This is a genomic window from Klebsiella quasipneumoniae subsp. quasipneumoniae (genome assembly GCF_020525925.1).
Lineage (GTDB): Bacteria > Pseudomonadota > Gammaproteobacteria > Enterobacterales > Enterobacteriaceae > Klebsiella > Klebsiella quasipneumoniae.
On record NZ_CP084876.1, the window covers coordinates 3225695 to 3247154 of the forward strand.

General features: G+C 56.4%; 21 protein-coding genes. 16 read left to right on the plus strand and 5 right to left on the minus strand.

Going from position 1 to position 21460, the window contains the following annotated elements:
• The first annotated feature begins 71 nt into the window (after positions 1 to 71).
• Genes LGM20_RS15755 through LGM20_RS15765 form a run of 3 tightly spaced genes read left to right on the plus strand, consistent with a single transcriptional unit; the run spans position 72 to position 3616 of the window.
• Positions 72 to 2210 (plus strand): 3'-5' exonuclease, encoded by a 2139-nt coding sequence (locus LGM20_RS15755; RefSeq protein ID WP_044522126.1) that lies wholly within the window; start codon positions 72 to 74, stop codon positions 2208 to 2210.
• Positions 2211 to 2262: 52 nt separating this feature from the next.
• Entirely contained in the window at positions 2263 to 2508 is a 246-nt protein-coding gene (locus LGM20_RS15760) for an excisionase (RefSeq protein WP_012542206.1), read from the plus strand.
• Positions 2489 to 3616 (plus strand): site-specific integrase, encoded by a 1128-nt coding sequence (locus LGM20_RS15765; protein ID WP_040203304.1) that lies wholly within the window; start codon positions 2489 to 2491, stop codon positions 3614 to 3616. The genes LGM20_RS15760 and LGM20_RS15765 overlap by 20 nt, the downstream gene beginning before the upstream one ends.
• 117 nt (positions 3617 to 3733) lie before the next feature.
• On the opposite strand, the gene icd is transcribed toward LGM20_RS15765, so the two are convergent.
• Positions 3734 to 4984, minus strand: coding sequence for an NADP-dependent isocitrate dehydrogenase (gene icd, locus LGM20_RS15770; RefSeq protein WP_023289166.1), 1251 nt, complete (start codon positions 4982 to 4984; stop codon positions 3734 to 3736).
• Between the two features lie 240 nt (positions 4985 to 5224).
• On the opposite strand from icd, the gene rluE reads away from it, so the two are divergent.
• From rluE to purB, 5 genes are read left to right on the plus strand one after another with little or no spacing between them, the layout of a single operon-like run.
• A complete protein-coding gene (rluE, locus tag LGM20_RS15775) occupies positions 5225 to 5875 on the plus strand; it encodes a 23S rRNA pseudouridine(2457) synthase RluE (RefSeq protein WP_032452457.1) in 651 nt (216 codons plus the stop codon).
• A gap of 16 nt (positions 5876 to 5891) precedes the next feature.
• Positions 5892 to 6350 carry an NUDIX hydrolase gene (locus tag LGM20_RS15780; RefSeq protein ID WP_004150802.1) on the plus strand — a complete coding sequence of 153 codons (459 nt, stop codon included), beginning with the start codon at positions 5892 to 5894 and terminating at the stop codon, positions 6348 to 6350.
• A gap of 56 nt (positions 6351 to 6406) precedes the next feature.
• Complete coding sequence (gene mnmA / locus LGM20_RS15785) at positions 6407 to 7513, plus strand: tRNA 2-thiouridine(34) synthase MnmA (RefSeq protein WP_012542211.1); 1107 nt, start codon at positions 6407 to 6409, stop codon at positions 7511 to 7513.
• Positions 7514 to 7567: 54 nt separating this feature from the next.
• Positions 7568 to 8209: a high frequency lysogenization protein HflD gene (gene hflD, locus LGM20_RS15790; RefSeq protein WP_004140557.1), complete on the plus strand. Its 642-nt coding sequence runs from the start codon at positions 7568 to 7570 to the stop codon at positions 8207 to 8209.
• A 3-nt stretch (positions 8210 to 8212) separates the two neighbouring features.
• Complete coding sequence (gene purB / locus LGM20_RS15795; RefSeq protein ID WP_004176557.1) at positions 8213 to 9583, plus strand: adenylosuccinate lyase; 1371 nt, start codon at positions 8213 to 8215, stop codon at positions 9581 to 9583.
• A gap of 54 nt (positions 9584 to 9637) precedes the next feature.
• Here purB and LGM20_RS15800 read toward each other — a convergent pair whose 3' ends face one another.
• On the minus strand, positions 9638 to 10000 hold the full coding sequence (locus tag LGM20_RS15800) for a cupin domain-containing protein (protein ID WP_044522124.1): 363 nt from the start codon (positions 9998 to 10000) through the stop codon (positions 9638 to 9640).
• An 83-nt stretch (positions 10001 to 10083) separates the two neighbouring features.
• Positions 10084 to 10890, minus strand: coding sequence for an AraC family transcriptional regulator (locus LGM20_RS15805; RefSeq protein ID WP_023289162.1), 807 nt, complete (start codon positions 10888 to 10890; stop codon positions 10084 to 10086).
• A gap of 21 nt (positions 10891 to 10911) precedes the next feature.
• On the opposite strand from LGM20_RS15805, the gene LGM20_RS15810 reads away from it, so the two are divergent.
• From LGM20_RS15810 to LGM20_RS15825, 4 genes are all read left to right on the plus strand, one after another.
• On the plus strand, positions 10912 to 11130 hold the full coding sequence (locus LGM20_RS15810) for a hypothetical protein (RefSeq protein ID WP_123822730.1): 219 nt from the start codon (positions 10912 to 10914) through the stop codon (positions 11128 to 11130).
• Between the two features lie 41 nt (positions 11131 to 11171).
• Positions 11172 to 11843, plus strand: coding sequence for a two-component system response regulator PhoP (phoP, locus tag LGM20_RS15815; RefSeq protein WP_004206636.1), 672 nt, complete (start codon positions 11172 to 11174; stop codon positions 11841 to 11843).
• A complete protein-coding gene (phoQ, locus tag LGM20_RS15820) occupies positions 11843 to 13309 on the plus strand; it encodes a two-component system sensor histidine kinase PhoQ (RefSeq protein WP_004206635.1) in 1467 nt (488 codons plus the stop codon). Before phoP ends, phoQ begins: the two co-directional genes overlap by 1 nt.
• 85 nt (positions 13310 to 13394) lie before the next feature.
• Positions 13395 to 14516 carry a ribosomal protein uL16 3-hydroxylase gene (locus LGM20_RS15825; protein WP_004206634.1) on the plus strand — a complete coding sequence of 374 codons (1122 nt, stop codon included), beginning with the start codon at positions 13395 to 13397 and terminating at the stop codon, positions 14514 to 14516.
• A gap of 731 nt (positions 14517 to 15247) precedes the next feature.
• Here LGM20_RS15825 and LGM20_RS15830 read toward each other — a convergent pair.
• Complete coding sequence (locus tag LGM20_RS15830) at positions 15248 to 15739, minus strand: REP-associated tyrosine transposase (protein WP_044522118.1); 492 nt, start codon at positions 15737 to 15739, stop codon at positions 15248 to 15250.
• A 403-nt stretch (positions 15740 to 16142) separates the two neighbouring features.
• Positions 16143 to 17375 (minus strand): peptidase T, encoded by a 1233-nt coding sequence (gene pepT, locus LGM20_RS15835; RefSeq protein WP_023289160.1) that lies wholly within the window; start codon positions 17373 to 17375, stop codon positions 16143 to 16145.
• A 257-nt stretch (positions 17376 to 17632) separates the two neighbouring features.
• Here pepT and potA point away from each other — a divergent pair, with 257 nt between their 5' ends.
• The 4 genes from potA to potD are packed head-to-tail and all read left to right on the plus strand — an operon-like array spanning position 17633 to position 21435.
• Positions 17633 to 18769, plus strand: a complete 1137-nt coding sequence (gene potA / locus LGM20_RS15840; protein ID WP_017898964.1) for a spermidine/putrescine ABC transporter ATP-binding protein PotA — start codon at positions 17633 to 17635, stop codon at positions 18767 to 18769.
• Positions 18753 to 19610 (plus strand): spermidine/putrescine ABC transporter permease PotB, encoded by an 858-nt coding sequence (potB, locus tag LGM20_RS15845; protein ID WP_004150812.1) that lies wholly within the window; start codon positions 18753 to 18755, stop codon positions 19608 to 19610. Before potA ends, potB begins: the two co-directional genes overlap by 17 nt.
• The gene (gene potC / locus LGM20_RS15850) at positions 19607 to 20392 is read left to right on the plus strand and encodes a spermidine/putrescine ABC transporter permease PotC (protein WP_004150813.1); all 786 of its coding nucleotides are present in this window, start codon (positions 19607 to 19609) and stop codon (positions 20390 to 20392) included. Before potB ends, potC begins: the two co-directional genes overlap by 4 nt.
• Positions 20389 to 21435, plus strand: coding sequence for a spermidine/putrescine ABC transporter substrate-binding protein PotD (gene potD, locus LGM20_RS15855; RefSeq protein ID WP_023289157.1), 1047 nt, complete (start codon positions 20389 to 20391; stop codon positions 21433 to 21435). Before potC ends, potD begins: the two co-directional genes overlap by 4 nt.
• The last annotated feature ends 25 nt before the right edge of the window (positions 21436 to 21460 follow it).

A 21460-nucleotide genomic window follows, 5' to 3' on the forward strand; every position in this document is an offset into this window, starting at 1 on the left:
ACCAATGACCACCACCAGGGCGGCTGCCATCAGCTGCCGGGTATCTTACAATCCAAAGGAGCCCAAACGCAATGAACAACTACCCGTATCTCATTAAAGCTAAGGCAAAAGCAAACGAAGCGAAAAGCCTCTTCTGCTGGTTCTCTGCTAAATCCGATTCTCGCGCCGAGCGCAAAATCCTGGACATCCTGGAAGACGCTGAAATTAACGTTGGCCGTGGCGCCAGCCATCAGCTGCCGATCCGCACCAACTGGCTCATCGTTGATGACTTACCGGAAGAAGGTGTACTGGATGACACCTGGTGCGATCGCTACGAGCTTGGTGGTGAAGACGGGCTGACATGGCAAAAAATCGTTGCGCCGGCGGCTGCTGAACCACAGCCCTCTAGTAAACCAGAAAACGATATCTCTCCTGCAAATAGTGATGAAGAAGACTATTCGAACAATGAAGAAGCACTCTTCAACCTGGCGGAAATGTCATTCCGCACGCAGCTGCTTGCCCAGTATATGGCCGACGAACGTCACGTGTATCACATTAGCATTCCTCATCGTAACCGCCTTTCAGCGATGGAAATGGATACGGATAATCACGGTGTGCAGAATCTGCTGCTGACGGCAGAAAATATTCCGGAGCTTAAAAAATATGATATGCCTGGCCTGTGGAAATTTACCAGCGCATTTAAGAGCGTATTTCCTGTGGGGAAACGCCATGAGCTCGGCAAGCAAATTCAGTTCGCCAAATTGTGGCTTGAAACGTCGCACATTGACCGCGGGATCCTTACAAAGGAATGGACTGCTGGAAACTATATCACCTCAATAAACAAAACAGATACCGGCGCCAATGCTGGTGGCGGTAACAAAACTGACCGCAATCCGGATTATCAGCATTCGCTGGATACTCTGGACATAGAGATCGCCCTTGCGACGATGCCTATGGATTTTGATATCTATAATTTTCCGGCATCAGTCCACCGCCGCGCGAAGGAAATAGTACAGAAGAAAGAAAGTCCATTTAAAGAATGGTCTGCAGCATTACGGAGCACACCAGGCATCCTTGATTATTCCCGTGCAGCGATTTTTGTACTGATCAGGGAAGCATCCAGTGGAATAACTCCTTTTCCAGATCGGTTGCGTGGCTACATCAACGCGAATCTGACTGAACATAAGCATGATACCCCAAGCGCTGAAACGCTTGCCAAGGCGGGGCATATTCCATCTGCTGCAGTCACTCTGGATGCAATAAACCAAGCAATCGCCGGAGAGGATAGCAGCGCAAAGCTGGAAACACTCTCCTCCGACTTTAAAGCAGTTGGTACCGAACTGGTAAAAGAGGCTCAAAAGCAACGTCCAGACGCTAATCAGGTTCTGGCCTCCGAGCGCGGCGAATATGTTGAAGGGATTAGCGACCCTACGGATCCGAAGTGGGTAACCGAAGACCTTACCAAGACCAGGCAGCCTGAAGTTTCAAAAATTGGGGACGGAGTATTTTCCATTGACGGTCTTGTTGACGTTACGGGCAAGGTTAACCAAAAAGAAAAAACAGATGAAGTTGTTCATCAAACAGATGCTGTAGATATTGAATCCGGTCCTCATAATAAGGAGGAAGATCAGCCAATTGATTATGTTCACGTTATGGTTGATCTGGAAACCATGGGTAAAAAACATAACGCCCCTATCGTCGCTATTGGTGCGGTTGTTTTTGACCCGGCAACCGGCTCTATTGGAGAAAGTTTCTATAAAGTCGTATGCCTTGAATCCTCTGTGAACTGGGGCGCCGTAATCGATCCATCTACTGTTATCTGGTGGCTTAAGCAGTCCTCCGAAGCACGCTCTGCAATCGTAAATGATGATGCTATCCCGTTGCTGGATGCATTACTCCAGTTCAGAGAATTTGTTTCTGATAATGTCGCTGGTGGGAGCAAAAAGGCGCAGGTATGGGGTAACGGTGCGTCATTCGACAACTCTATTCTGCGTTCTTCTTACGATTGCATTGCTGAAGATTATCCGTGGGAATACTGGAACGATCGGGACGTACGAACAATGGTAGAGATCGGCCAGGCCATTAGCTTCGACCCCAAAACAACGATCCCGTTTGAAGGGTCTCGTCACAATGCCCTCGCTGATGCTATTCATCAGGCCCGCTATATATCAGCGATCTGGCAGCGAATAATTGCCGGCAATCAGGTGCTGCAAAAATTGATGCAAAACTGATTTTTTATTTTCAGATACTGGCCCAGCAATGGGCCATAATGAGGTAAAACATATGCTCCAGATGTTAACCCTTGAAGAGTGGGCAAACGAGAAATACAGAAGCAATCCTCCAAGTGTTTCCACTCTCAGGAATTATGCAAAACAGAATATGTTTTCTCCCCCAGCCAAAAAAGAAGGTCGATTCTGGCGCGTCAGGGAGGATGCTGAGTTGGTCGGTACATTGACCACTCCTGTAGTAAAGAAAAGCGACCCTGTTCTTTTGCAGAGGATTTTGAACGATGGCTGCCAGACCACGTAAAAATAATATATCTATTCCAAATTTATACCCGCTCTTCAGTAGAAAGGTTAATAAAGTATACTGGCGTTATAAGCACCCGATAACTGGTAAGTTTCATAGTCTAGGAACAGACGAAGCAGAGGCCACGGCAATAGCTATTGAAGCAAATAAAAGACTGGCGGAACAACAAACCCGCCAGATAATGGCAATCACTGACAGAATTTCCACCAGCTCAGGAAAATCAATATCAACTAACACTTGGCTTGAACGTTACTGGAAGATTCAGCAGGAAAGATTAAAGTCCGGAGATATTAAAGAAAATACTGTCAAACAAAAAGCAAAACCAGTATCTCTGCTTAAGGAACGGGTAGGAATGAAATTAATATCCGCTGTCAATGTTCGAGATGTTGCGCAAATTCTTGATGAATATTTAGCGGAGGGACAACCCAGAATGGCTCAAGTCATTCGCTCTGTCCTAATAGATGTTTTTAAAGAAGCTCAGCATGCGGGAGAAGTACCTCCTGGTTATAACCCTGCACTAGCAACTAAACAACCTCGTAGAAAGATCACTCGCCAGCGCCTCACTCTTGAGGAATGGCAAAAGATTTTTGATATAGCCGATGAAAATCACAAATACATGGGGAACGCCATGCTTTTAGCCATAGTAACAGGGCAGCGACTAGGTGATATATCCCGTATGAAATTCTCGGACATCTGGGACGATCATCTACACGTTGAGCAAGAGAAAACCGGAAGCAAAATCGCTATACCATTAGCTCTGCGTTGCAACGCAATCAACTGGAGCCTCCGAGATGTAATCAGTCGTTGCCGGGATTATGCAGTAAGCCCTTATTTGGTTCATTTCTTTAGAACCACCTCACAGGCTGAGCGAGGAGCACAGGTGAAACCCAGAACACTGACCATGAATTTCAGCAAGGCAAGAGACAGTGCAGATATTGACTGGGGACAAGGTACACCGGCAACTTTCCATGAACAAAGATCGCTTTCCGAGCGGTTATATAAAGCCCAAGGTATAAACACGAAAGATTTACTTGGACATAAAACTCAACAACAAACGGATAGGTACCATGATGATCGTGGGAAGGGGTGGACAACGGTGGCCTTATGAGGTTTTTCGGGAGGGGTTTTGATAACTTATTTTGATAAAATTTTGATAACCGTTCGAAAACTAATAATAAAAACGGGAACCACCAGGTTCCCGTTCTGACATAATCTGGGGGCCAGATTACATGTTCGCGATAATCGCGTCGCCAAACTCTGAACATTTCAGCAGTTTAGCGCCTTCCATCAGACGTTCAAAGTCATAGGTCACGGTCTTGGCGGCGATAGCGCCTTCCATGCCTTTGACGATCAGGTCTGCGGCTTCGAACCACTGCATGTGGCGCAGCATCATCTCTGCGGACAGGATGATGGAGCCCGGGTTCACTTTGTCCTGGCCTGCATACTTCGGCGCAGTACCGTGAGTCGCTTCGAACAGCGCGCACTCGTCGCCGATGTTGGCGCCCGGGGCGATACCGATACCGCCAACCTGTGCCGCCAGCGCGTCAGAGATGTAGTCGCCGTTGAGGTTCATACAGGCGATAACGTCGTATTCCGCCGGACGCAGCAGGATCTGCTGCAGGAAGGCATCGGCGATCACGTCTTTTACCACGATCTCTTTGCCGGTGTTCGGGTTCTTGATTTTCACCCACGGGCCGCCGTCGATCAGCTCGCCGCCGAACTCTTCGCGAGCCAGCTGGTAGCCCCAGTCTTTGAACGCGCCTTCGGTGAACTTCATGATGTTGCCTTTGTGAACGATGGTCACAGAGTCACGATCGTTGGTGATCGCATACTCAATGGCTGCACGAACCAGGCGTTTGGTGCCTTCTTCAGAGCACGGCTTGATGCCGATGCCGCAATGTTCCGGGAAGCGAATTTTCTTCACGCCCATCTCATCGCGCAGGAATTTGATCACTTTGTCTGCTTCAGCAGAGTCGGCTTTCCACTCGATGCCGGCATAGATATCTTCGGAGTTTTCACGGAAGATAACCATGTCGGTCAGTTCCGGGTGCTTAACCGGGCTCGGGGTGCCCTGGTAGTAACGTACCGGACGCAGGCAAACGTAGAGATCCAGCTCCTGACGCAGCGCCACGTTCAGGGAACGAATGCCGCCGCCGACTGGGGTCGTCAGAGGACCTTTGATAGCAACGCGGTAGTCACGAATCAGATCGAGGGTTTCAGCTGGCAGCCAGACATCCTGGCCATAGACGTGGGTCGATTTCTCACCGGTGTAAACTTCCATCCAGGAAATTTTACGCTCGCCCTTATAGGCTTTCTCAACGGCGGCATCAACCACTTTCAGCATCGCTGGGGTAACGTCAACGCCGATACCGTCGCCTTCAATGAACGGGATAATCGGATTATGAGGGACGTTCAGTTTGCCGTTTTGCAGGGTGATTTTTTGACCTTCCGCCGGAACTACTACTTTGCTTTCCATTAACCTCTCCTTCGAGCGCTTCTGGTTCTGCTCTTCCCTCTTCACGCGAGCCTGGTGTTGGCTGAGTCGGCCAGCTTCGGAGTACCGGGTCTTCCCGCTAACCGGAGCTATCGCGTCCGTGTCGCCTTCCTGCCTGTGTTGCGAATCGGTTTGAGCAATTTTTTGTTAATAATTTGTAATGAGCATGTCAATACTACCTGAATGTTTGCGTCCATGAAAGGCATTCGTAATTAGGCTATAATGCGGCAATTGATAGAGCCTGAAAATACCATGCAGAAAACTTCATTTAGAAAACATCGCGTTGAGCGATTCAGCACACAACAAGTCACCAGACAACGTAAAGAACGCCAGCCAAAAACTGTGATCTTGTTCAATAAACCCTATGATGTGTTGCCGCAATTTACCGACGAGGCCGGGCGCAGCACGCTGAAAGATTTTATTCCCGTAGCGGGCGTCTACGCCGCAGGTCGACTCGATCGCGACAGCGAAGGGCTGCTGGTGCTGACCAACGATGGCGCGCTGCAGGCGAAGCTGACCCAGCCGGGTAAACGCACCGGCAAGATCTACTACGTCCAGGTGGAAGGCGAACCCACGCCCGAGGCGCTGGCCGCTTTGCGCGACGGCGTCACCCTCAACGATGGCCCCACCCTGCCTGCCGGCGTAGAACTTGTGGAGGAGCCCGCCTGGCTGTGGCCGCGCAACCCGCCGATTCGTGAGCGCAAATCGATCCCCACCCGCTGGCTGAAGATCACGCTCTACGAGGGACGCAACCGTCAGGTGCGCCGGATGACCGCCCACGTCGGCTTCCCCACCCTGCGGCTGATCCGCTACGCTATGGGCGGCTACACCCTCGACGGGCTGGCCAACGGCGACTGGCGCAAAGCCGAATAACCGAAAAGGAAAAGCGATGTTTAAACCTCATGTCACTGTTGCCTGTGTGGTTCATGCCCAGGATAAATTTCTCATCGTCGAAGAGACCATTAACGGCAAAGCATTGTGGAACCAGCCGGCGGGCCATCTTGAGGCCAATGAAACGCTGCTGCAGGCCGCCGAACGTGAACTGTGGGAAGAGACCGGCATTCGCGCCACGCCGCAGCACTTCATCCGCATGCATCAGTGGCTGGCCCCCGATAACACCCCGTTTCTGCGCTTCCTGTTCGCCATCGAACTTAGCGATCTGTGCGCCACTGAACCACACGACAGCGATATCGATCGCTGCCTGTGGCTCAGTGCTGAGGAAATTCTTAACGCGCCAAACCTGCGCTCGCCGCTGGTTGCCGAAAGCATTCGCTGCTACCTGCAGGACCCGCGCCAGCCGCTGTCGCTGATTGGCGCATTTAACTGGCCGTTCACAGGGGGTGAATGAACGGTGAGCGCGTGCTAGAATACGCCGCCTCGAAGTTCAATGTAGCGAGTATTTCCATGTCAGAAAGCCAGAAAAAAGTGATCGTCGGCATGTCCGGCGGCGTCGACTCCTCGGTCTCCGCGTACCTGCTGCTGCAGCAAGGGTATAAGGTGGAAGGCCTGTTCATGAAGAACTGGGAGGAAGACGACGGCGAGGAATACTGCACCGCCGCCGCCGACCTTGCCGATGCGCAAGCGGTCTGCGATAAGCTGGGCATTGAACTGCACACCGTTAACTTTGCCGCCGAATATTGGGATAACGTCTTTGAGCTCTTCCTGGAAGAGTACAAAGCCGGCCGCACGCCGAACCCGGATATTCTGTGCAATAAAGAGATCAAATTTAAAGCCTTCCTCGAGTTTGCCGCTGAAGACCTCGGCGCCGACTACATCGCCACCGGGCACTATGTGCGCCGCGCCGATGTCGATGGTAAAAGCCAGCTGCTGCGCGGTCTCGACGGCAACAAAGATCAGAGCTACTTCCTTTATACCCTCAGCCACGAACAGATTGCCCAGAGCCTGTTCCCGGTGGGTGAGCTGGAAAAACCGCAGGTGCGTAAGATCGCCGAAGAGCTGGATCTGATCACCGCGAAGAAAAAAGATTCCACCGGCATCTGCTTTATCGGCGAGCGTAAATTCCGCGATTTCCTTGGCCGCTATCTGCCGGCGCAGCCGGGCAAAATCCTCACCGTCGACGGCGAGGAGATCGGCACCCATCAGGGGCTGATGTACCATACCCTGGGCCAGCGTAAAGGACTGGGTATCGGCGGCACCAAAGAGGGTAGCGAAGACCCATGGTACGTGGTCGATAAAGACGTTGAGAATAATATTCTTATCGTCGCCCAGGGCCATGACCACCCGCGCCTGATGTCTGTCGGCCTGATTGCCCAACAGCTGCACTGGGTTGACCGTGAACCGCTGCAGGGCACCCTGCGCTGCACGGTGAAAACCCGCTATCGCCAGACCGATATCCCCTGCACCGTTACCGCGCTGGATGAAGACCGTATCGAAGTCCGCTTCGATGAGCCGGTCGCGGCGGTGACCCCGGGCCAGTCCGCCGTGTTCTATTTGGGTGAAGTGTGCCTCGGCGGCGGAATTATTGAACAACGACTGCCTCTGCAGTCCTGAACGCGCGTTATTTCCGCCGGGACGAACCGCCCCGGCGGCTGACAAGGAGTATGTGTGGCGAAGAATTACTATGACATCACCCTGGCGCTGGCTGGCGTTTGCCAGGCGGCGCGACTGGTTCAGCAACTGGCGCATCAGGGACATTGCGACAGCGATGCCCTGCATGTGTCGCTGAACAGCATCATCGACCTCGATCCCGAGTCGACGCTGGCGGTGTTCGGTGGCAGTGAAGCCAATCTTCGCCTCGGCCTTGAAACGCTGCTCGGGGTGCTCAATACCAGCAGCCGTCAGGGCCTCAATGCGGAACTCACTCGCTATACCCTGAGCCTGATGGTGCTGGAGCGCAAGCTCGCCGCCAGTAAAGGGGCGATGGACACGCTCGGCAACCGCATCGCCGGCCTGCACCGTCAGCTGGAGCACTTTGACCTGCAGTCCGAAACGCTGCTCAGCGCCATGGCGGGCATCTATGTCGATGTGATAAGCCCGCTGGGCCCGCGTATTCAGGTGACCGGCTCCCCTGCCGTGCTGCAAAGCCCGCAGGTGCAGGCGAAAGTTCGCTCAGCGCTGCTGGCGGGGATTCGCGCCGCGGTGCTCTGGCATCAGGTGGGCGGCGGACGTCTGCAGCTTATGTTTTCCCGTAATCGTCTGGTTAACCAGGCAAAGCAAATTCTTGCTCATTTAACCCCGGAGTTGTGATCTATGGAATTATCCTCACTGACCGCCGTTTCCCCTGTAGACGGCCGCTACGGCGATAAAGTCAGCGCGCTGCGCGGTATCTTCAGCGAATTCGGTTTGCTGAAATTCCGCGTTCAGGTGGAAGTACGTTGGCTGCAAAAACTGGCCGCCCACGCAGCGATCAAGGAAGTTCCTGCTTTTGCTGCCGACGCAAACGGTTTCCTTGACAAAATCGTCGCCGATTTCAGCGTCGAAGACGCCGAGCGCATCAAAACCATCGAGCGCACCACTAACCACGACGTGAAAGCGGTAGAGTACTTTCTGAAAGAGAAAGTCGCTGACGTCGCCGAACTGCACGCCGTGTCGGAGTTTATTCACTTCGCCTGTACGTCCGAAGATATCAATAACCTCTCCCACGCGCTGATGCTGAAAACCGCCCGCGACGAAGTGGTTCTGCCTTACTGGCGCAAGCTGATTGACGCGGTAAAAGATCTGGCGACCCAGTACCGCGATGTACCGCTGCTCTCCCGTACCCACGGCCAGCCGGCGACGCCGTCCACCATGGGTAAAGAGATGGCGAACGTCGCCTACCGTATGGAGCGCCAGTACCGTCAGCTGAACCAGGTGGAAATCCTCGGTAAAATCAACGGCGCGGTGGGTAACTACAACGCCCACATCGCCGCCTACCCGGAAGTCGACTGGCATCAGTTCAGCGAAGAGTTTGTCACTTCGCTGGGCATTCAGTGGAACCCGTACACCACGCAGATCGAGCCGCATGACTATATCGCTGAGCTGTTTGACTGCATCGCGCGCTTCAACACCATTCTGATCGACTTCGATCGCGACGTGTGGGGCTACATCGCGCTCAACCACTTCAAACAGAAGACCATCGCCGGGGAAATCGGCTCCTCCACCATGCCGCACAAGGTGAACCCGATTGACTTCGAAAACTCCGAAGGCAACCTCGGCCTGGCCAATGCGGTCATGCAGCACCTGGCCAGCAAACTGCCGGTTTCCCGCTGGCAGCGCGACCTGACCGACTCCACCGTCCTGCGTAACCTCGGCGTGGGCATCGGCTATGCGCTGATCGCCTATCAGTCCACCCTCAAAGGGATCAGCAAGCTGGAGCTGAACCAGGATCGCCTGCTGGACGAACTGGATCACAACTGGGAAGTACTGGCTGAGCCGATCCAGACCGTGATGCGTCGTTACGGTATCGAAAAACCGTACGAGAAGCTGAAAGAGCTGACCCGCGGCAAACGCGTTGACGCGGAAGGGATGAAGCAGTTTATTGACAGCCTCGCCCTGCCGGAAGAGGAAAAAGTGCGTCTCAAAGCGATGACCCCGGCCAATTATATCGGTCGGGCAACCACCATGGTTGACGAGCTGAAGTAATCGCCCTGCCCCTCTTTCCGCCGGAAAGAGGGGCGTTTTATCGCCGGAAGGCGATCAGATCCAGACGTCGTTCACCGCCGTCCGCTCGCCGCCCTCGTGGCCGGTATTCAGCACCCCGCGCGGTTCAATCAGCAGCAGCTTCGCTTCCATCTCCGCCGAGGTCTTATGTTCCACCCCGCGCGGCACGACGATCATCTCCCCGGCCTTCACCAGCACATGTCCGTCGTGGAAGTCCACGCGCAATACCCCCTCCACCACCATCAGCGTCTCATCGGTTTCCGGATGGCTGTGCCAGATAAAGTCGCCGGCGATGCGCACGATCTTGAACTGATAGTCGTTCATTTCGGCCACCACTTTGGGCTGCCATTGTTCGCTGAACAGGGAAAATTTATGAGCAAGATTAACGAGTTGATACATAGGCTGTCTCCTTGTGATAAAGGCAGTCAGCATAGTTCGCCGCGCCGCGGTTACGCTTGAACGATTGTGCAACCTGCGCCGCCTTAGCCGCGGATCGCCCGCAGCCAGCGCCCCGGAGAGAGGCCAAAGCGGCTGATAAACTGGCGCGTCATGTGGCTCTGGTCGGCAAAGCCCGCCTCGGCGGCAATATCCACCAGACGCTCCCCGGCGCGCATCCGCTGGCGACAAAAATCAAGCCGGCGCATCATGACGTAACGCCACGGACTGGTGCCATACAGCGTTCTGAAATCGCGGCTCAGGCTCCAGCGGTCCCGGCCGCTGACCTGCGACAGGATGTCGAGGGTCATATCCTGCATAAAACAGGCATGGATATACTCCCGGGCCCTCTCCGCCGCCTGATAATCAAACGCCTGGCGACGGGAACGCTGCCCGCCGACCACGGCCAGGGTCTGCGCCAGGTCGTACAGGGCGTCCTCTTCCTCCAGCGGCTCGAAGGTAGCCGTGACCGCTTTCAACAGCGGTTGCGCGGCGCGACGTAGCCGTGGATCCGCCGACAGGCCGCCGGGGATAAACGGCAATGGCCTGCCGCCGAGTATCTTCTGGATCAGAGCGGGTTCGATATAGGCCATGCGGTAGTGAAACCCCGCCTCAGTGCCCGCCTCGCCATCGTGTATTTCGTCCGGGTGAAGGACCATCGTCCCGCCGGGCAGACTGTGCTGTAGCCCGCCGCGATAGTGAAAGCTCTGCACGCCGGCGATCGTCTGGCCGATGGCGTAGGTGTCATGCCGGTGCGGCTCATAGCCGTGGCCGCCGAAGAAGGCTTCGATGCGCTCCGTCCGACTGGGCGACTGCGCCAGCCTGACCCAGTCCGCGCTCTGCTGCTGAGACATAATGGATAACCTGCGGCGTCATTGAGGGATAATTCCAGCACTATTACACAAAAAATTAACATCACCAACCCGCCGCTGCCCGCGCCCTGCCGCTGGGCGTTTGCTGAAATTACGCATAGAATGAAGGAGTTCCATGCCCGTGCGCAAAAGGCGCCGCCCAACGCCGACCTGCCCGGCGATGCTGCACGCCGTTTGTATAAAAAGCTTTATTTAACAGCTGTTTATATTTTGCGTATATAATAAGCGTCAGACTACTTTCGAAATTGCAAGGGAGAACAGCCATGCGCGTACTCGTGGTTGAGGATAATGCCCTGCTGCGTCACCACCTCAAAGTTCAGCTACAGGAGCTGGGCCATCAGGTCGATGCCGCAGAGGATGCCAAGGAAGCGGATTACTATCTGGGCGAACATCTCCCGGATATCGCCATCGTCGATCTCGGTCTGCCGGATGAAGATGGATTATCGTTGATCCGCCGCTGGCGCAGCCACGACGTGTCACTGCCGGTGCTGGTGCTTACCGCCCGCGAAGGTTGGCAGGATAAAGTCGAAGTGCTGAGCGCCGGGGCGGATGATTACGTCACCAAGCCTTTCCATATTGAAGAGGTTGCCGCCCGCATGCAGGCGCTGCTGCGCCGCAATAGCGGCCTGGCCTCGCAGGTGATCTCTCTGCCGCCGTTCCAGGTCGACCTCTCCCGGCGCGAGCTGTCGGTGAACGACCAGCCGATCAAGCTGACGGCTTTTGAGTACACCATTATGGAAACCCTGATCCGCAATCGCGGCAAAGTGGTCAGTAAGGATTCGCTGATGCTCCAGCTTTACCCGGATGCCGAACTGCGTGAAAGCCATACCATCGACGTGCTGATGGGCCGGCTGCGTAAGAAAATTCAGGCTGAATACCCGCAGGACGTCATCACTACGGTGCGCGGCCAGGGCTATCTGTTCGAACTGCGCTGATGAAGGGACTGTTACGGCATATTTTCCCGCTGTCTTTACGGGTTCGCTTCCTGCTGGCGACCGCCGGGGTGGTGCTGGTGCTCTCCCTGGCTTATGGCATGGTGGCGCTGGTGGGCTACAGCGTCAGCTTCGATAAAACCACCTTCCGTCTGCTGCGCGGCGAGAGCAATCTCTTTTATATGCTGGCCAAATGGGAGAACGGCGCCATTGACGTCGATATCCCGGAAAATCTGAATATGGAAAGCCCGACGGTGACCCTTATTTACGATGAGAAGGGCAAACTGCTGTGGGCGCAGCGCGATGTTCCCTGGCTGACAAAACGCATTCAACCGGATTGGCTGAAACGCAATGGCTTCCATGAAATTGAAGCCGATGTCGACAGCAGCAGTATGCTGTTGCGCAATAACCATGAGGTTCAGGAACAGCTGGACGCCATCCGCGAACAGGGCGACGATTCGGAGATGACCCACTCGGTGGCGATCAACTTCTACCCGGCCACCAGCAAAATGCCCCAGCTCAGTATCGTGGTGGTCGACACCATCCCGGTGGAGCTCAAGCGCAGCTATATGGTGTGGAGCTGGTTTATCTACGTGCTGGCCGCCAACCTGTTGCTGGTGATCCCCCTCCTGTGGGTCGCCGCCTGGTGGAGCCTGCGCCCCATCGAGTCGCTGGCCAAAGAGGTGCGCGAGCTGGAGGAACATCACCGCGAGAAGCTCAATCCCAACACCACCCGCGAGCTGACCCGGCTGGTCAGCAACCTTAACCGGCTGGTTCGCAGTGAGCGTGAACGCTATGACAAATACCGTACCACCCTCACCGATCTCACCCACAGCCTGAAAACGCCGCTGGCGGTGATGCAGAGCACGTTGCGCTCGCTGCGCGGCGAGAAGATCAGCGTCGACGAGGCGGAGCCGGTGATGCTGGAGCAGATCAGCCGTATTTCGCAGCAGATTGGTTACTATCTGCATCGCGCCAGCATGCGCAGCGGCGGCACCTTGCTGAGCCGGGAGCTGCACCCGATCGCCCCCCTGCTCGACAGCCTGACCTCCGCCCTCAATAAGGTTTATCAGCGCAAGGGGGTCAATATCTCGCTCGACATCTCGCCGGAGATCAGTTTTGTCGGCGAGCAGAACGATTTTATGGAAGTGATGGGTAACGTTCTCGATAACGCCTGTAAGTACTGTCTGGAGTTCGTGGAGGTTTCCGTGCGCCAGACCACCGACAGCCATCTGCACATTCTGGTGGAAGACGATGGGCCGGGGATCCCGCCGAGCCAGCGCCGCGCGGTCTTCGACCGCGGTCAGCGGGCGGATACTCTGCGTCCCGGCCAGGGGGTGGGGCTCTCCGTCGCCCGGGAAATCGTCGAACAATATGACGGGGAGATCATCGCCGGCGAGAGCCTGCTCGGCGGCGCCTGCATGGAGGTGGTGTTTGGCCGCCAGCTGATGGAAGATAAAGAGAGTTAATCGTTGAGTTTTTTCACGGCGCCTGCATCGCCGGGGCGCCGCATCCGTTATAATCCCTGTCAGACACCTGCAGTGGAATATCAATATGGATTATCAATTAACGCTTAACTGGCCCGACTTTATCGAACGCTACTGGCAAAAACGGCCGGTGGTATTGAAGCGCGGCTTCGCCAATTTTATCGACCCGCTGAGCCCGGACGAACTGGCTGGACTGGCCATGGAGAGCGAGGTCGATAGCCGCCTTGTCAGCCATCAGGATGGAAAATGGCAGGTCAGTCACGGTCCCTTCGAAAGCTACGATCACCTGAGCGAAAACAACTGGTCCCTGCTGGTACAGGCGGTTAACCACTGGCATGAGCCGTCGGCGGCGCTGATGCACCCGTTCCGCGCCCTGCCGGACTGGCGTATCGACGACCTGATGATCTCCTTCTCCGTACCGGGCGGCGGCGTCGGCCCGCATCTGGATCAGTATGATGTGTTTATCATCCAGGGCACTGGCCGTCGGCGCTGGCGCGTCGGGGAAAAAGTGCCGATGAAACAGCACTGCCCGCATCCGGACCTGCTGCAGGTTGACCCCTTCGAGGCGATCATCGATGAAGAGATGGAGCCGGGCGATATTCTCTATATTCCGCCAGGATTCCCGCATGAGGGATATTCGCTGGAAAATTCGCTGAACTATTCGGTCGGCTATCGCGCACCGAATGCCCGCGAGCTGTTCAGCGGCTTTGCCGACTACGTTCTCCAGCGCGAACTGGGCAGCCAGCGCTACGCCGATCCGGACGTGCCCTCCCGCGACCATCCGGCGGATATTTTACCGGCCGAACTCGACCGCCTGCGCGAGATGATGCTGGGGCTGATTAACCAACCAGAGCACTTTAAGCAGTGGTTCGGCGAGTTTATCACTCAGTCGCGTCATGAGCTCGACGTCGCGCCGCCGGAGCCGCCGTATCAGCCCGATGAAATTTACGATGCCCTGCAGCAGGGCGATACCCTGGAACGCTTGGGCGGCCTGCGGGTGCTGCGCATTGACGGCGAGGTGTTCGTCAATGGCGAGAAGATCAACTCTCCGCACCGCCCGGCGCTGGACGCCTTAGCCACCCACCTGACGCTGCGCGCCGACCATTTTGGCGATGCGCTGGAAGATCCCTCTTTCCTCGCCATGCTGGCGGCGCTGGTCAACAGCGGCTACTGGTTCTTTGGCGACTGAGTGCCATCCTGCCCGGCGGCGCTGCGCTTGCCGGGCCTACGGGTTCCGCAGTCACCGGTTGGGCCGTAGGCCGGATAAGGCGTTAGCCGCCATCCGGCATAAAGACAAGTACCCGCTCTGCTGTTGGCCGCCCGGCGGCGCTGCGCTTGCCGGGCCTACGGGTTCTGCGGCCACCGGTTGGACTGTAGGCCGGATAAGGCGTTAGCCGCCATCCGGCATAAAGACAAGTACCCGCTCTGCTGTTGGCCGCCCGGCGGCGCTGCGCTTGCCGGGCCTACGGGTTCTGCGGTCACCGGTTGGACTGTAGGCCGGATAAGGCGTTAGCCGCCATCCGGCACGAAGACAGGCACCCGCTCTGCTGTTGACCGCCCGGCGGCGCTGCGCTTGCCGGGCCTACGGGTTCCGCGGCCGCCGGTTGGACTGTAGGCCGGATAAGGCGTTAGCCGCCATCCGGCACGAAGACAGGCACCCGCTCTGCTGTTGACCGCCCGGCGGCGCTGCGCTTGCCGGGCCTACGGGTTCCGCGGCCACCGGTTGGACTGTAGGCCGGATAAGGCGCAGCCGCCATCCGGCATAAAGACGAGTACCCGCTCTGCTGTTGACTGCCCGGCGGCGCTGCGCTTGCCGGGCCTACGGGTTCTGCGGTCACCGGTTGGACCGTAGGCCGGATAAGGCGTTACTCGCCATCCGGCACTTTGTGGTTTCGATGGCGGCAATGTCTTACCCGAGCATTATCGCCTCTCGCCTGCATCAAAGTCGCTTACCTCACCCGCCCACTCCGGGGGGTACCATCCCCGGCGCACATCACGATGAAAGGTCGAATACGGCCAATTCTGCACCCGACGGACATAACCGTGCTTAACGGGATTGATATAAACGTAATCCATATGCCGCCGGTAATCTTCTTCATTACGGATGGCATGTTCCCAGAAGCGCGGTTGCCAGATGTGGCGCTGCGCCAGCGCCCGGGTAAACGTTTTTTTAATATCCCGCCAGCGACCGGAATAATCGGTATCCCCCTCAGGCAGGGTCCAGATGCAGTGCATATGCTCCGGTAAAACCACCCAGGCGTTAATCAGAAAAGGTTTTTTGCTTTTAACCAGCGCTGTAGCGGTACGCAGATGAGCAATATGCCGCGTCAGGAGATCGCTGTGGCGATTTTGCAGGTTAACGGTGAAGAACCAGCAGCCGCCGGGGATATAACTGCGACGATAATCAGACATGTGAGGTTCCCTCCTCAGTATTAGCCTTATCGCTTTTGCCCGGCGGCGCTGCGCTTGCCGGGCCTACGGGTTCCGCGGTCACCGGTTGGACCGTAGGCCGGATAAGGCGTTAGCCGCCATCCGGCATAAAGACGAGTACCCGCTTTGCTGTTGACCGCCCGGCGACGCTGCGCTTGCCGGGCCTACGGGTTCCGCGGTCACCTGTTGGACCGTAGGCCGGATAAGGCGTTAGCCGCCATCCGGCATAAAAACGAGTATCCGCTCTGCTGTTGGCTGCCGGGCGGCGCTGCGCTTGCCGGGCCTACGGGGTCAGCAGTCACCGGTTGGACCGTAGGCCGGATAAGGCGCAGCCGCCATCCGGCGTCTTGTCCGACTCGCGGCCCTACCGGGCTGCCTGAGAAGATTAATGCCCTTTTCGTGCCGCCGTCAGCTCGGCGATACGCACGATCACCTGTACCGCTTTCTCCATCCCTTCCAGGGTGACAAACTCATGTTTGCCGTGATAGTTGTAGCCGCCGGTAAACAGGTTCGGGCATGGCAGTCCCATAAACGAGAGCTGCGCGCCGTCGGTACCGCCGCGGATCGGCTTCATCTGCGGTTCGATATCGCAGTCCACCATGGCCTGGCGGGCAATATCGACAACGTGCGGATGGGCGATCACCTGCTCATGCATGTTGTAATAACTGTCCTCGATCACCAGCTCGATATAGCAGTCCGGGTGCAGCCCCTTGCCCACCTTTTTGGCGATCTCCATCATCTTGCGCTTACGCGCCTCGAAGTGCTTACGGTCAAAATCGCGGATGATGTAGTGCATCTCGGCCCGATCGACGCTGCCTTTGATGCTGGTGAGATGATAAAAGCCTTCATAGCCTTCGGTAGTCTCCGGCGCCTCGTCGGCCGGCACTTCGGCATGAATCCGCGCGGCCAGCGACAGCGCGTTGACCATCACCCCTTTCGCGGTGCCGGGGTGCACGTTGTTGCCGACGATCTTAATAGTCACCGAGGCGGCATTGAAGTTTTCAAACTCAAGTTCGCCGACCCCGCCGCCGTCAACGGTATAGGCCCAGCGGGCGTCAAAGGCCTCGACGTCGAAATGTTTCGCCCCTTTTCCGACCTCTTCATCGGGGGTGAAGGCCACGCGGATATCGCCGTGGGGGATGTTTTTCGCCTGCAGGGTCGCCAGCGCGGTCATGATCTCGGCGATGCCGGCCTTGTCGTCCGCCCCCAGCAGCGTTTTCCCGTCGGTGGTGATCAGCGTCTGCCCCAAAAGCTGATGGAGAACCGGGAACATCACCGGGGAGAGCACCTCATCGCCGATACCCAGCGCAATATCGCCGCCGCGATAGTTTTCTACAATCTGCGGGTTAACGTTTTTGCCGCTGAAATCCGGGGAGGTGTCGACGTGAGAGATAAAGCCGATGGCCGGGATATCGCCCTCGACGTTGGCGGGCAGGGTTCCCATTACCGTCCCTTTTTCACTCAGCGTTACCTTGACCAGTCCCATTTCTTCCAGCTGCGCCTGCAACAGGCGTAACAGCTTCCACTGCCCTTCCGTGCTGGGGACCTGACGAACGCCAGGCTTCGACTGCGTGTCCAAAGAAACGTACTGCAAAAAACGCTCAAGCAATTTATCCATGTAGCCACCCTCTTCTTTTGTGACAACATTATTGATAAGCCAGAAAAGACAAATATTGCGTCAGGTCATTCTTAGCCCGTAAAGCGAAATTTAATAACGGAACCGACGTTATGGTGTAAAGGTAGACTATGCAGGCGTATCAAGGATTGGCGATTACCCTCGTTTGCCGTAGAATGCTGGCCCTTATTAAAAACGTGCAACCCCAAAGGTGGTTAATCACAAACCCCGCAGCGGTCGGAAGTTTCCGTTGCGTCTACATGGGACAGAGTCAAAAATTGAATATACAACCGCGTTCGCGTTCGCCGCTGGTGCAACTGGCGGGAATTCGCAAAAGCTTTGATGGTAAAACGGTCATCGATAACCTTAACCTGACCATCAACAATGGTGAGTTTCTCACCCTGCTTGGCCCCTCTGGCTGCGGTAAAACCACCGTTCTGCGCCTTATCGCCGGCCTGGAAAACGTCGACAGCGGACGGATCCATCTCGAAGATCACGATATCACTCATGTTCCGGCGGAAAACCGCCACGTTAATACCGTATTCCAAAGCTACGCCCTGTTTCCGCATATGACGGTGTTCGAGAACGTCGCCTTCGGCCTGCGCATGCAGAAAACCCCGGCGGCGGAAATCACTCCGCGGGTGATGGATGCCTTAAAGATGGTGCAGCTGGAGGCGTTTGCCCAGCGCAAACCGCACCAGCTCTCCGGCGGCCAGCAGCAGCGCGTGGCCATCGCCCGCGCGGTGGTCAACAAACCGCGCCTGCTGCTGCTCGATGAATCCCTTTCGGCGCTGGATTACAAGCTGCGTAAGCAGATGCAGAACGAACTGAAAGCGCTGCAGCGTAAGCTCGGCATCACCTTCGTCTTCGTCACGCACGACCAGGAAGAGGCCCTGACCATGTCCGATCGCATCGTGGTGATGCGTGATGGCAAAATCGAACAGGACGGCACCCCGCGCGAGATCTACGAAGAGCCAAAAAACCTGTTCGTCGCCAGCTTTATCGGCGAGATCAATATCTTCGACGCCACGGTCATTGAACGCCTCGACGAACAGCGCGTGCGGGCCAGCGTGGAAGGGCGTGAATGCAACATCACCGTCAATTTTGCGGTGGAGGCCGGCCAGCGTCTGCATGTCCTGCTGCGCCCGGAAGATCTGCGCGTCGATGAGATCCACCACAACAGCGACGCCGACGGCCTGATCGGCTATGTGCGCGAGCGCAACTATAAGGGCATGACCCTCGAGTCGGTGGTGGAGCTGGAAAACGGCAAAATGGTGATGGTCAGCGAATTCTTTAACGAAGACGACCCGGATTTCGACCACTCTCTTGACCAGAAAATGTCTATCAATTGGGTGGAGAGCTGGGAGGTGGTGCTGGCCGATGAAGAACACCAGTAAATTCCAGAATGTGGTGATCGCCACCATCGTCGGTTGGCTGGTGCTGTTTGTCTTTCTGCCCAACCTGATGATCATCGCCACCAGCTTCCTGACCCGCGACGACGCTAACTTCGTCAAGCTGGTCTTCACGCTGGACAACTACTCGCGGTTGCTGGATCCGCTCTATTACGACGTGCTGCTGCATTCGCTGAACATGGCGCTGCTGGCGACCCTTGCCTGCCTGGCGCTGGGCTACCCGTTTGCGTGGTTCCTTGCCCGGCTGCCGCAGAAGGTGCGGCCCCTGCTGCTGTTCCTGCTGATCGTTCCCTTCTGGACCAACTCGTTGATCCGCATCTACGGGCTGAAGATTTTCCTCAGCACCAAAGGCTACCTGAACGAGTTTCTCCTGTGGCTGGGAGTGATCGACACGCCGATACGCATTATGTTCACCCCGTCGGCGGTGATTATCGGCCTGGTGTACATCCTGCTGCCGTTTATGGTGATGCCGCTCTACTCCAGCATTGAGAAACTGGATCGGCCGCTGCTGGAAGCGGCGAAAGATCTCGGCGCCAGCAAGCTGCAGACGTTTATCCGCATCATCATTCCGCTGACCATGCCGGGGATCATCGCCGGCTGCCTGCTGGTCATGTTGCCGGCGATGGGGCTGTTCTACGTTTCCGACCTGATGGGCGGCGCCAAGAACCTGCTGATCGGCAATGTGATCAAGAGCCAGTTCCTCAATATTCGCGACTGGCCGTTCGGCGCGGCAACCAGCATTACCTTAACCCTGGTGATGGGCCTGATGCTGTTGATTTACTGGCGCGCGGCGCGCCTGCTGAATAAAAAGGTGGAGCTGGAATGATCGGTCGACTGCTGCGCGGCGGCTTTATGACCGCCATCTACGCGTATCTCTACATCCCTATTATTATTCTGATCGTTAACTCGTTTAACCGGTCGCGCTTCGGCATCAACTGGCAGGGGTTCACCACCGACTGGTATAGTCTGCTGATGAACAACGATAGCCTGCTGCAGGCCGCCCAGCACTCGCTGACCATGGCGGTGCTGTCGGCGACCTTCGCCACCCTTATCGGCTCGCTAACCGCCGTGGCGCTGTACCGCTACCGTTTTCGCGGCAAACCGTTCGTTAGCGGCATGCTGTTTGTGGTGATGATGTCGCCCGATATTGTCATGGCCATCTCCCTGCTGGTGCTGTTTATGCTGATTGGCGTCCAGCTTGGCTTCTGGTCGCTGCTGTTTTCGCATATCACCTTTTGCCTGCCGTTTGTGGTGGTCACCGTTTACTCCAGGCTGAAAGGCTTTGATGTGCGGATGCTGGAGGCGGCGAAAGATCTGGGCGCCAGCGAGATGACCATCCTGCGCAAAATCATCCTGCCGCTGGCCCTGCCGGCGGTGGCGGCCGGGTGGCTGCTGAGCTTCACGCTGTCGATGGATGACGTGGTGGTCTCCTCGTTCGTCACCGGTCCGGGGTATGAAATCCTGCCGCTGAAGATCTATTCGATGGTCAAGGTCGGCGTTTCGCCAGAGGTGAACGCTCTGGCAACGATACTGTTGGTTCTGTCGCTGGTGATGGTCATCGCCAGTCAGTTAATTGCACGTGATAAAACTCAGGGGACGTTAAAATGAAAAAATGGTCACGCCACCTGCTCGCGGCGGGCGCTCTGGCAATCGGCATGAGCGCCGCCCACGCGGACGACAGCAAAACGCTCTACTTCTACAACTGGACCGAATATGTGCCGCCGGGCCTGCTGGAGCAGTTCACCAAAGAGACCGGCATCAAGGTTATCTACTCGACCTACGAGTCGAACGAAACCATGTACGCCAAGCTCAAGACCTATAAAGACGGGGCGTACGACCTGGTCGTCCCGTCGACCTACTTCGTCGACAAGATGCGTAAAGAAGGCATGCTGCAGAAGATCGATAAGAGCAAGCTGACTAACTTCAGCAACCTCGATCCGCAGATGCTGAACAAACCGTTCGACCCGAATAACGACTACTCCATCCCCTACATCTGGGGGGCGACGGCCATCGGCGTCAACAGCGACGCTATCGATCCGAAAACCGTCACCAGCTGGGCCGATCTGTGGAAGCCGGAATACAAAAGCAGCCTGCTGCTGACCGACGACGCGCGCGAAGTGTTCCAGATAGCGCTGCGTAAGCTGGGCTATTCCGGCAACACTACCGACCCGAAAGAGATTGAAGCCGCCTATAACGAGCTGAAAAAACTGATGCCCAACGTCGCGGCCTTTAACTCCGATAACCCGGCGAACCCGTATATGGAAGGCGAAGTGAACCTCGGCATGGTATGGAACGGTTCGGCTTACGTCGCCCGCCAGGCCGGTACGCCGCTGGAAGTGATCTGGCCGAAAGAAGGCGGCATCTTCTGGATGGACAGCCTGTCGATCCCGGCAAATGCGAAAAACGTCGACGGCGCGCTGAAGCTGATTAACTTCCTGCTACGCCCGGATGTCGCCAAACAGGTCGCGGAAACCATCGGCTACCCCACGCCAAACCTGGCGGCGCGCAAAATGCTCAGCCCGGCCGTGGCCAACGATAAATCGCTCTATCCGGACGCCGCCACCATCGAGAAAGGCGAATGGCAAAATGACGTCGGCAGCGCCAGCGCTATTTATGAAGAGTATTACCAGAAGCTGAAAGCGGGCCGCTAATCCCGCCGGGCGGAACCGCGGTTCC

Coding starts and splice junctions, on each gene's coding strand:
- LGM20_RS15755 (WP_044522126.1), top strand. CDS start 72: ATGAACAACTACCCGTATCTCATTAAAGCTAAGGCAAAAGCAAACGAA.
- LGM20_RS15760 (WP_012542206.1), top strand. CDS start 2,263: ATGCTCCAGATGTTAACCCTTGAAGAGTGGGCAAACGAGAAATACAGA.
- LGM20_RS15765 (WP_040203304.1), top strand. CDS start 2,489: ATGGCTGCCAGACCACGTAAAAATAATATATCTATTCCAAATTTATAC.
- icd (WP_023289166.1), bottom strand. CDS start 4,984: ATGGAAAGCAAAGTAGTAGTTCCGGCGGAAGGTCAAAAAATCACCCTG.
- rluE (WP_032452457.1), top strand. CDS start 5,225: ATGCGGCAATTGATAGAGCCTGAAAATACCATGCAGAAAACTTCATTT.
- LGM20_RS15780 (WP_004150802.1), top strand. CDS start 5,892: ATGTTTAAACCTCATGTCACTGTTGCCTGTGTGGTTCATGCCCAGGAT.
- mnmA (WP_012542211.1), top strand. CDS start 6,407: ATGTCAGAAAGCCAGAAAAAAGTGATCGTCGGCATGTCCGGCGGCGTC.
- purB (WP_004176557.1), top strand. CDS start 8,213: ATGGAATTATCCTCACTGACCGCCGTTTCCCCTGTAGACGGCCGCTAC.
- LGM20_RS15800 (WP_044522124.1), bottom strand. CDS start 10,000: ATGTATCAACTCGTTAATCTTGCTCATAAATTTTCCCTGTTCAGCGAA.
- LGM20_RS15805 (WP_023289162.1), bottom strand. CDS start 10,890: ATGTCTCAGCAGCAGAGCGCGGACTGGGTCAGGCTGGCGCAGTCGCCC.
- phoP (WP_004206636.1), top strand. CDS start 11,172: ATGCGCGTACTCGTGGTTGAGGATAATGCCCTGCTGCGTCACCACCTC.
- phoQ (WP_004206635.1), top strand. CDS start 11,843: ATGAAGGGACTGTTACGGCATATTTTCCCGCTGTCTTTACGGGTTCGC.
- LGM20_RS15825 (WP_004206634.1), top strand. CDS start 13,395: ATGGATTATCAATTAACGCTTAACTGGCCCGACTTTATCGAACGCTAC.
- LGM20_RS15830 (WP_044522118.1), bottom strand. CDS start 15,739: ATGTCTGATTATCGTCGCAGTTATATCCCCGGCGGCTGCTGGTTCTTC.
- pepT (WP_023289160.1), bottom strand. CDS start 17,375: ATGGATAAATTGCTTGAGCGTTTTTTGCAGTACGTTTCTTTGGACACG.
- potA (WP_017898964.1), top strand. CDS start 17,633: ATGGGACAGAGTCAAAAATTGAATATACAACCGCGTTCGCGTTCGCCG.
- potB (WP_004150812.1), top strand. CDS start 18,753: ATGAAGAACACCAGTAAATTCCAGAATGTGGTGATCGCCACCATCGTC.
- potC (WP_004150813.1), top strand. CDS start 19,607: ATGATCGGTCGACTGCTGCGCGGCGGCTTTATGACCGCCATCTACGCG.
- potD (WP_023289157.1), top strand. CDS start 20,389: ATGAAAAAATGGTCACGCCACCTGCTCGCGGCGGGCGCTCTGGCAATC.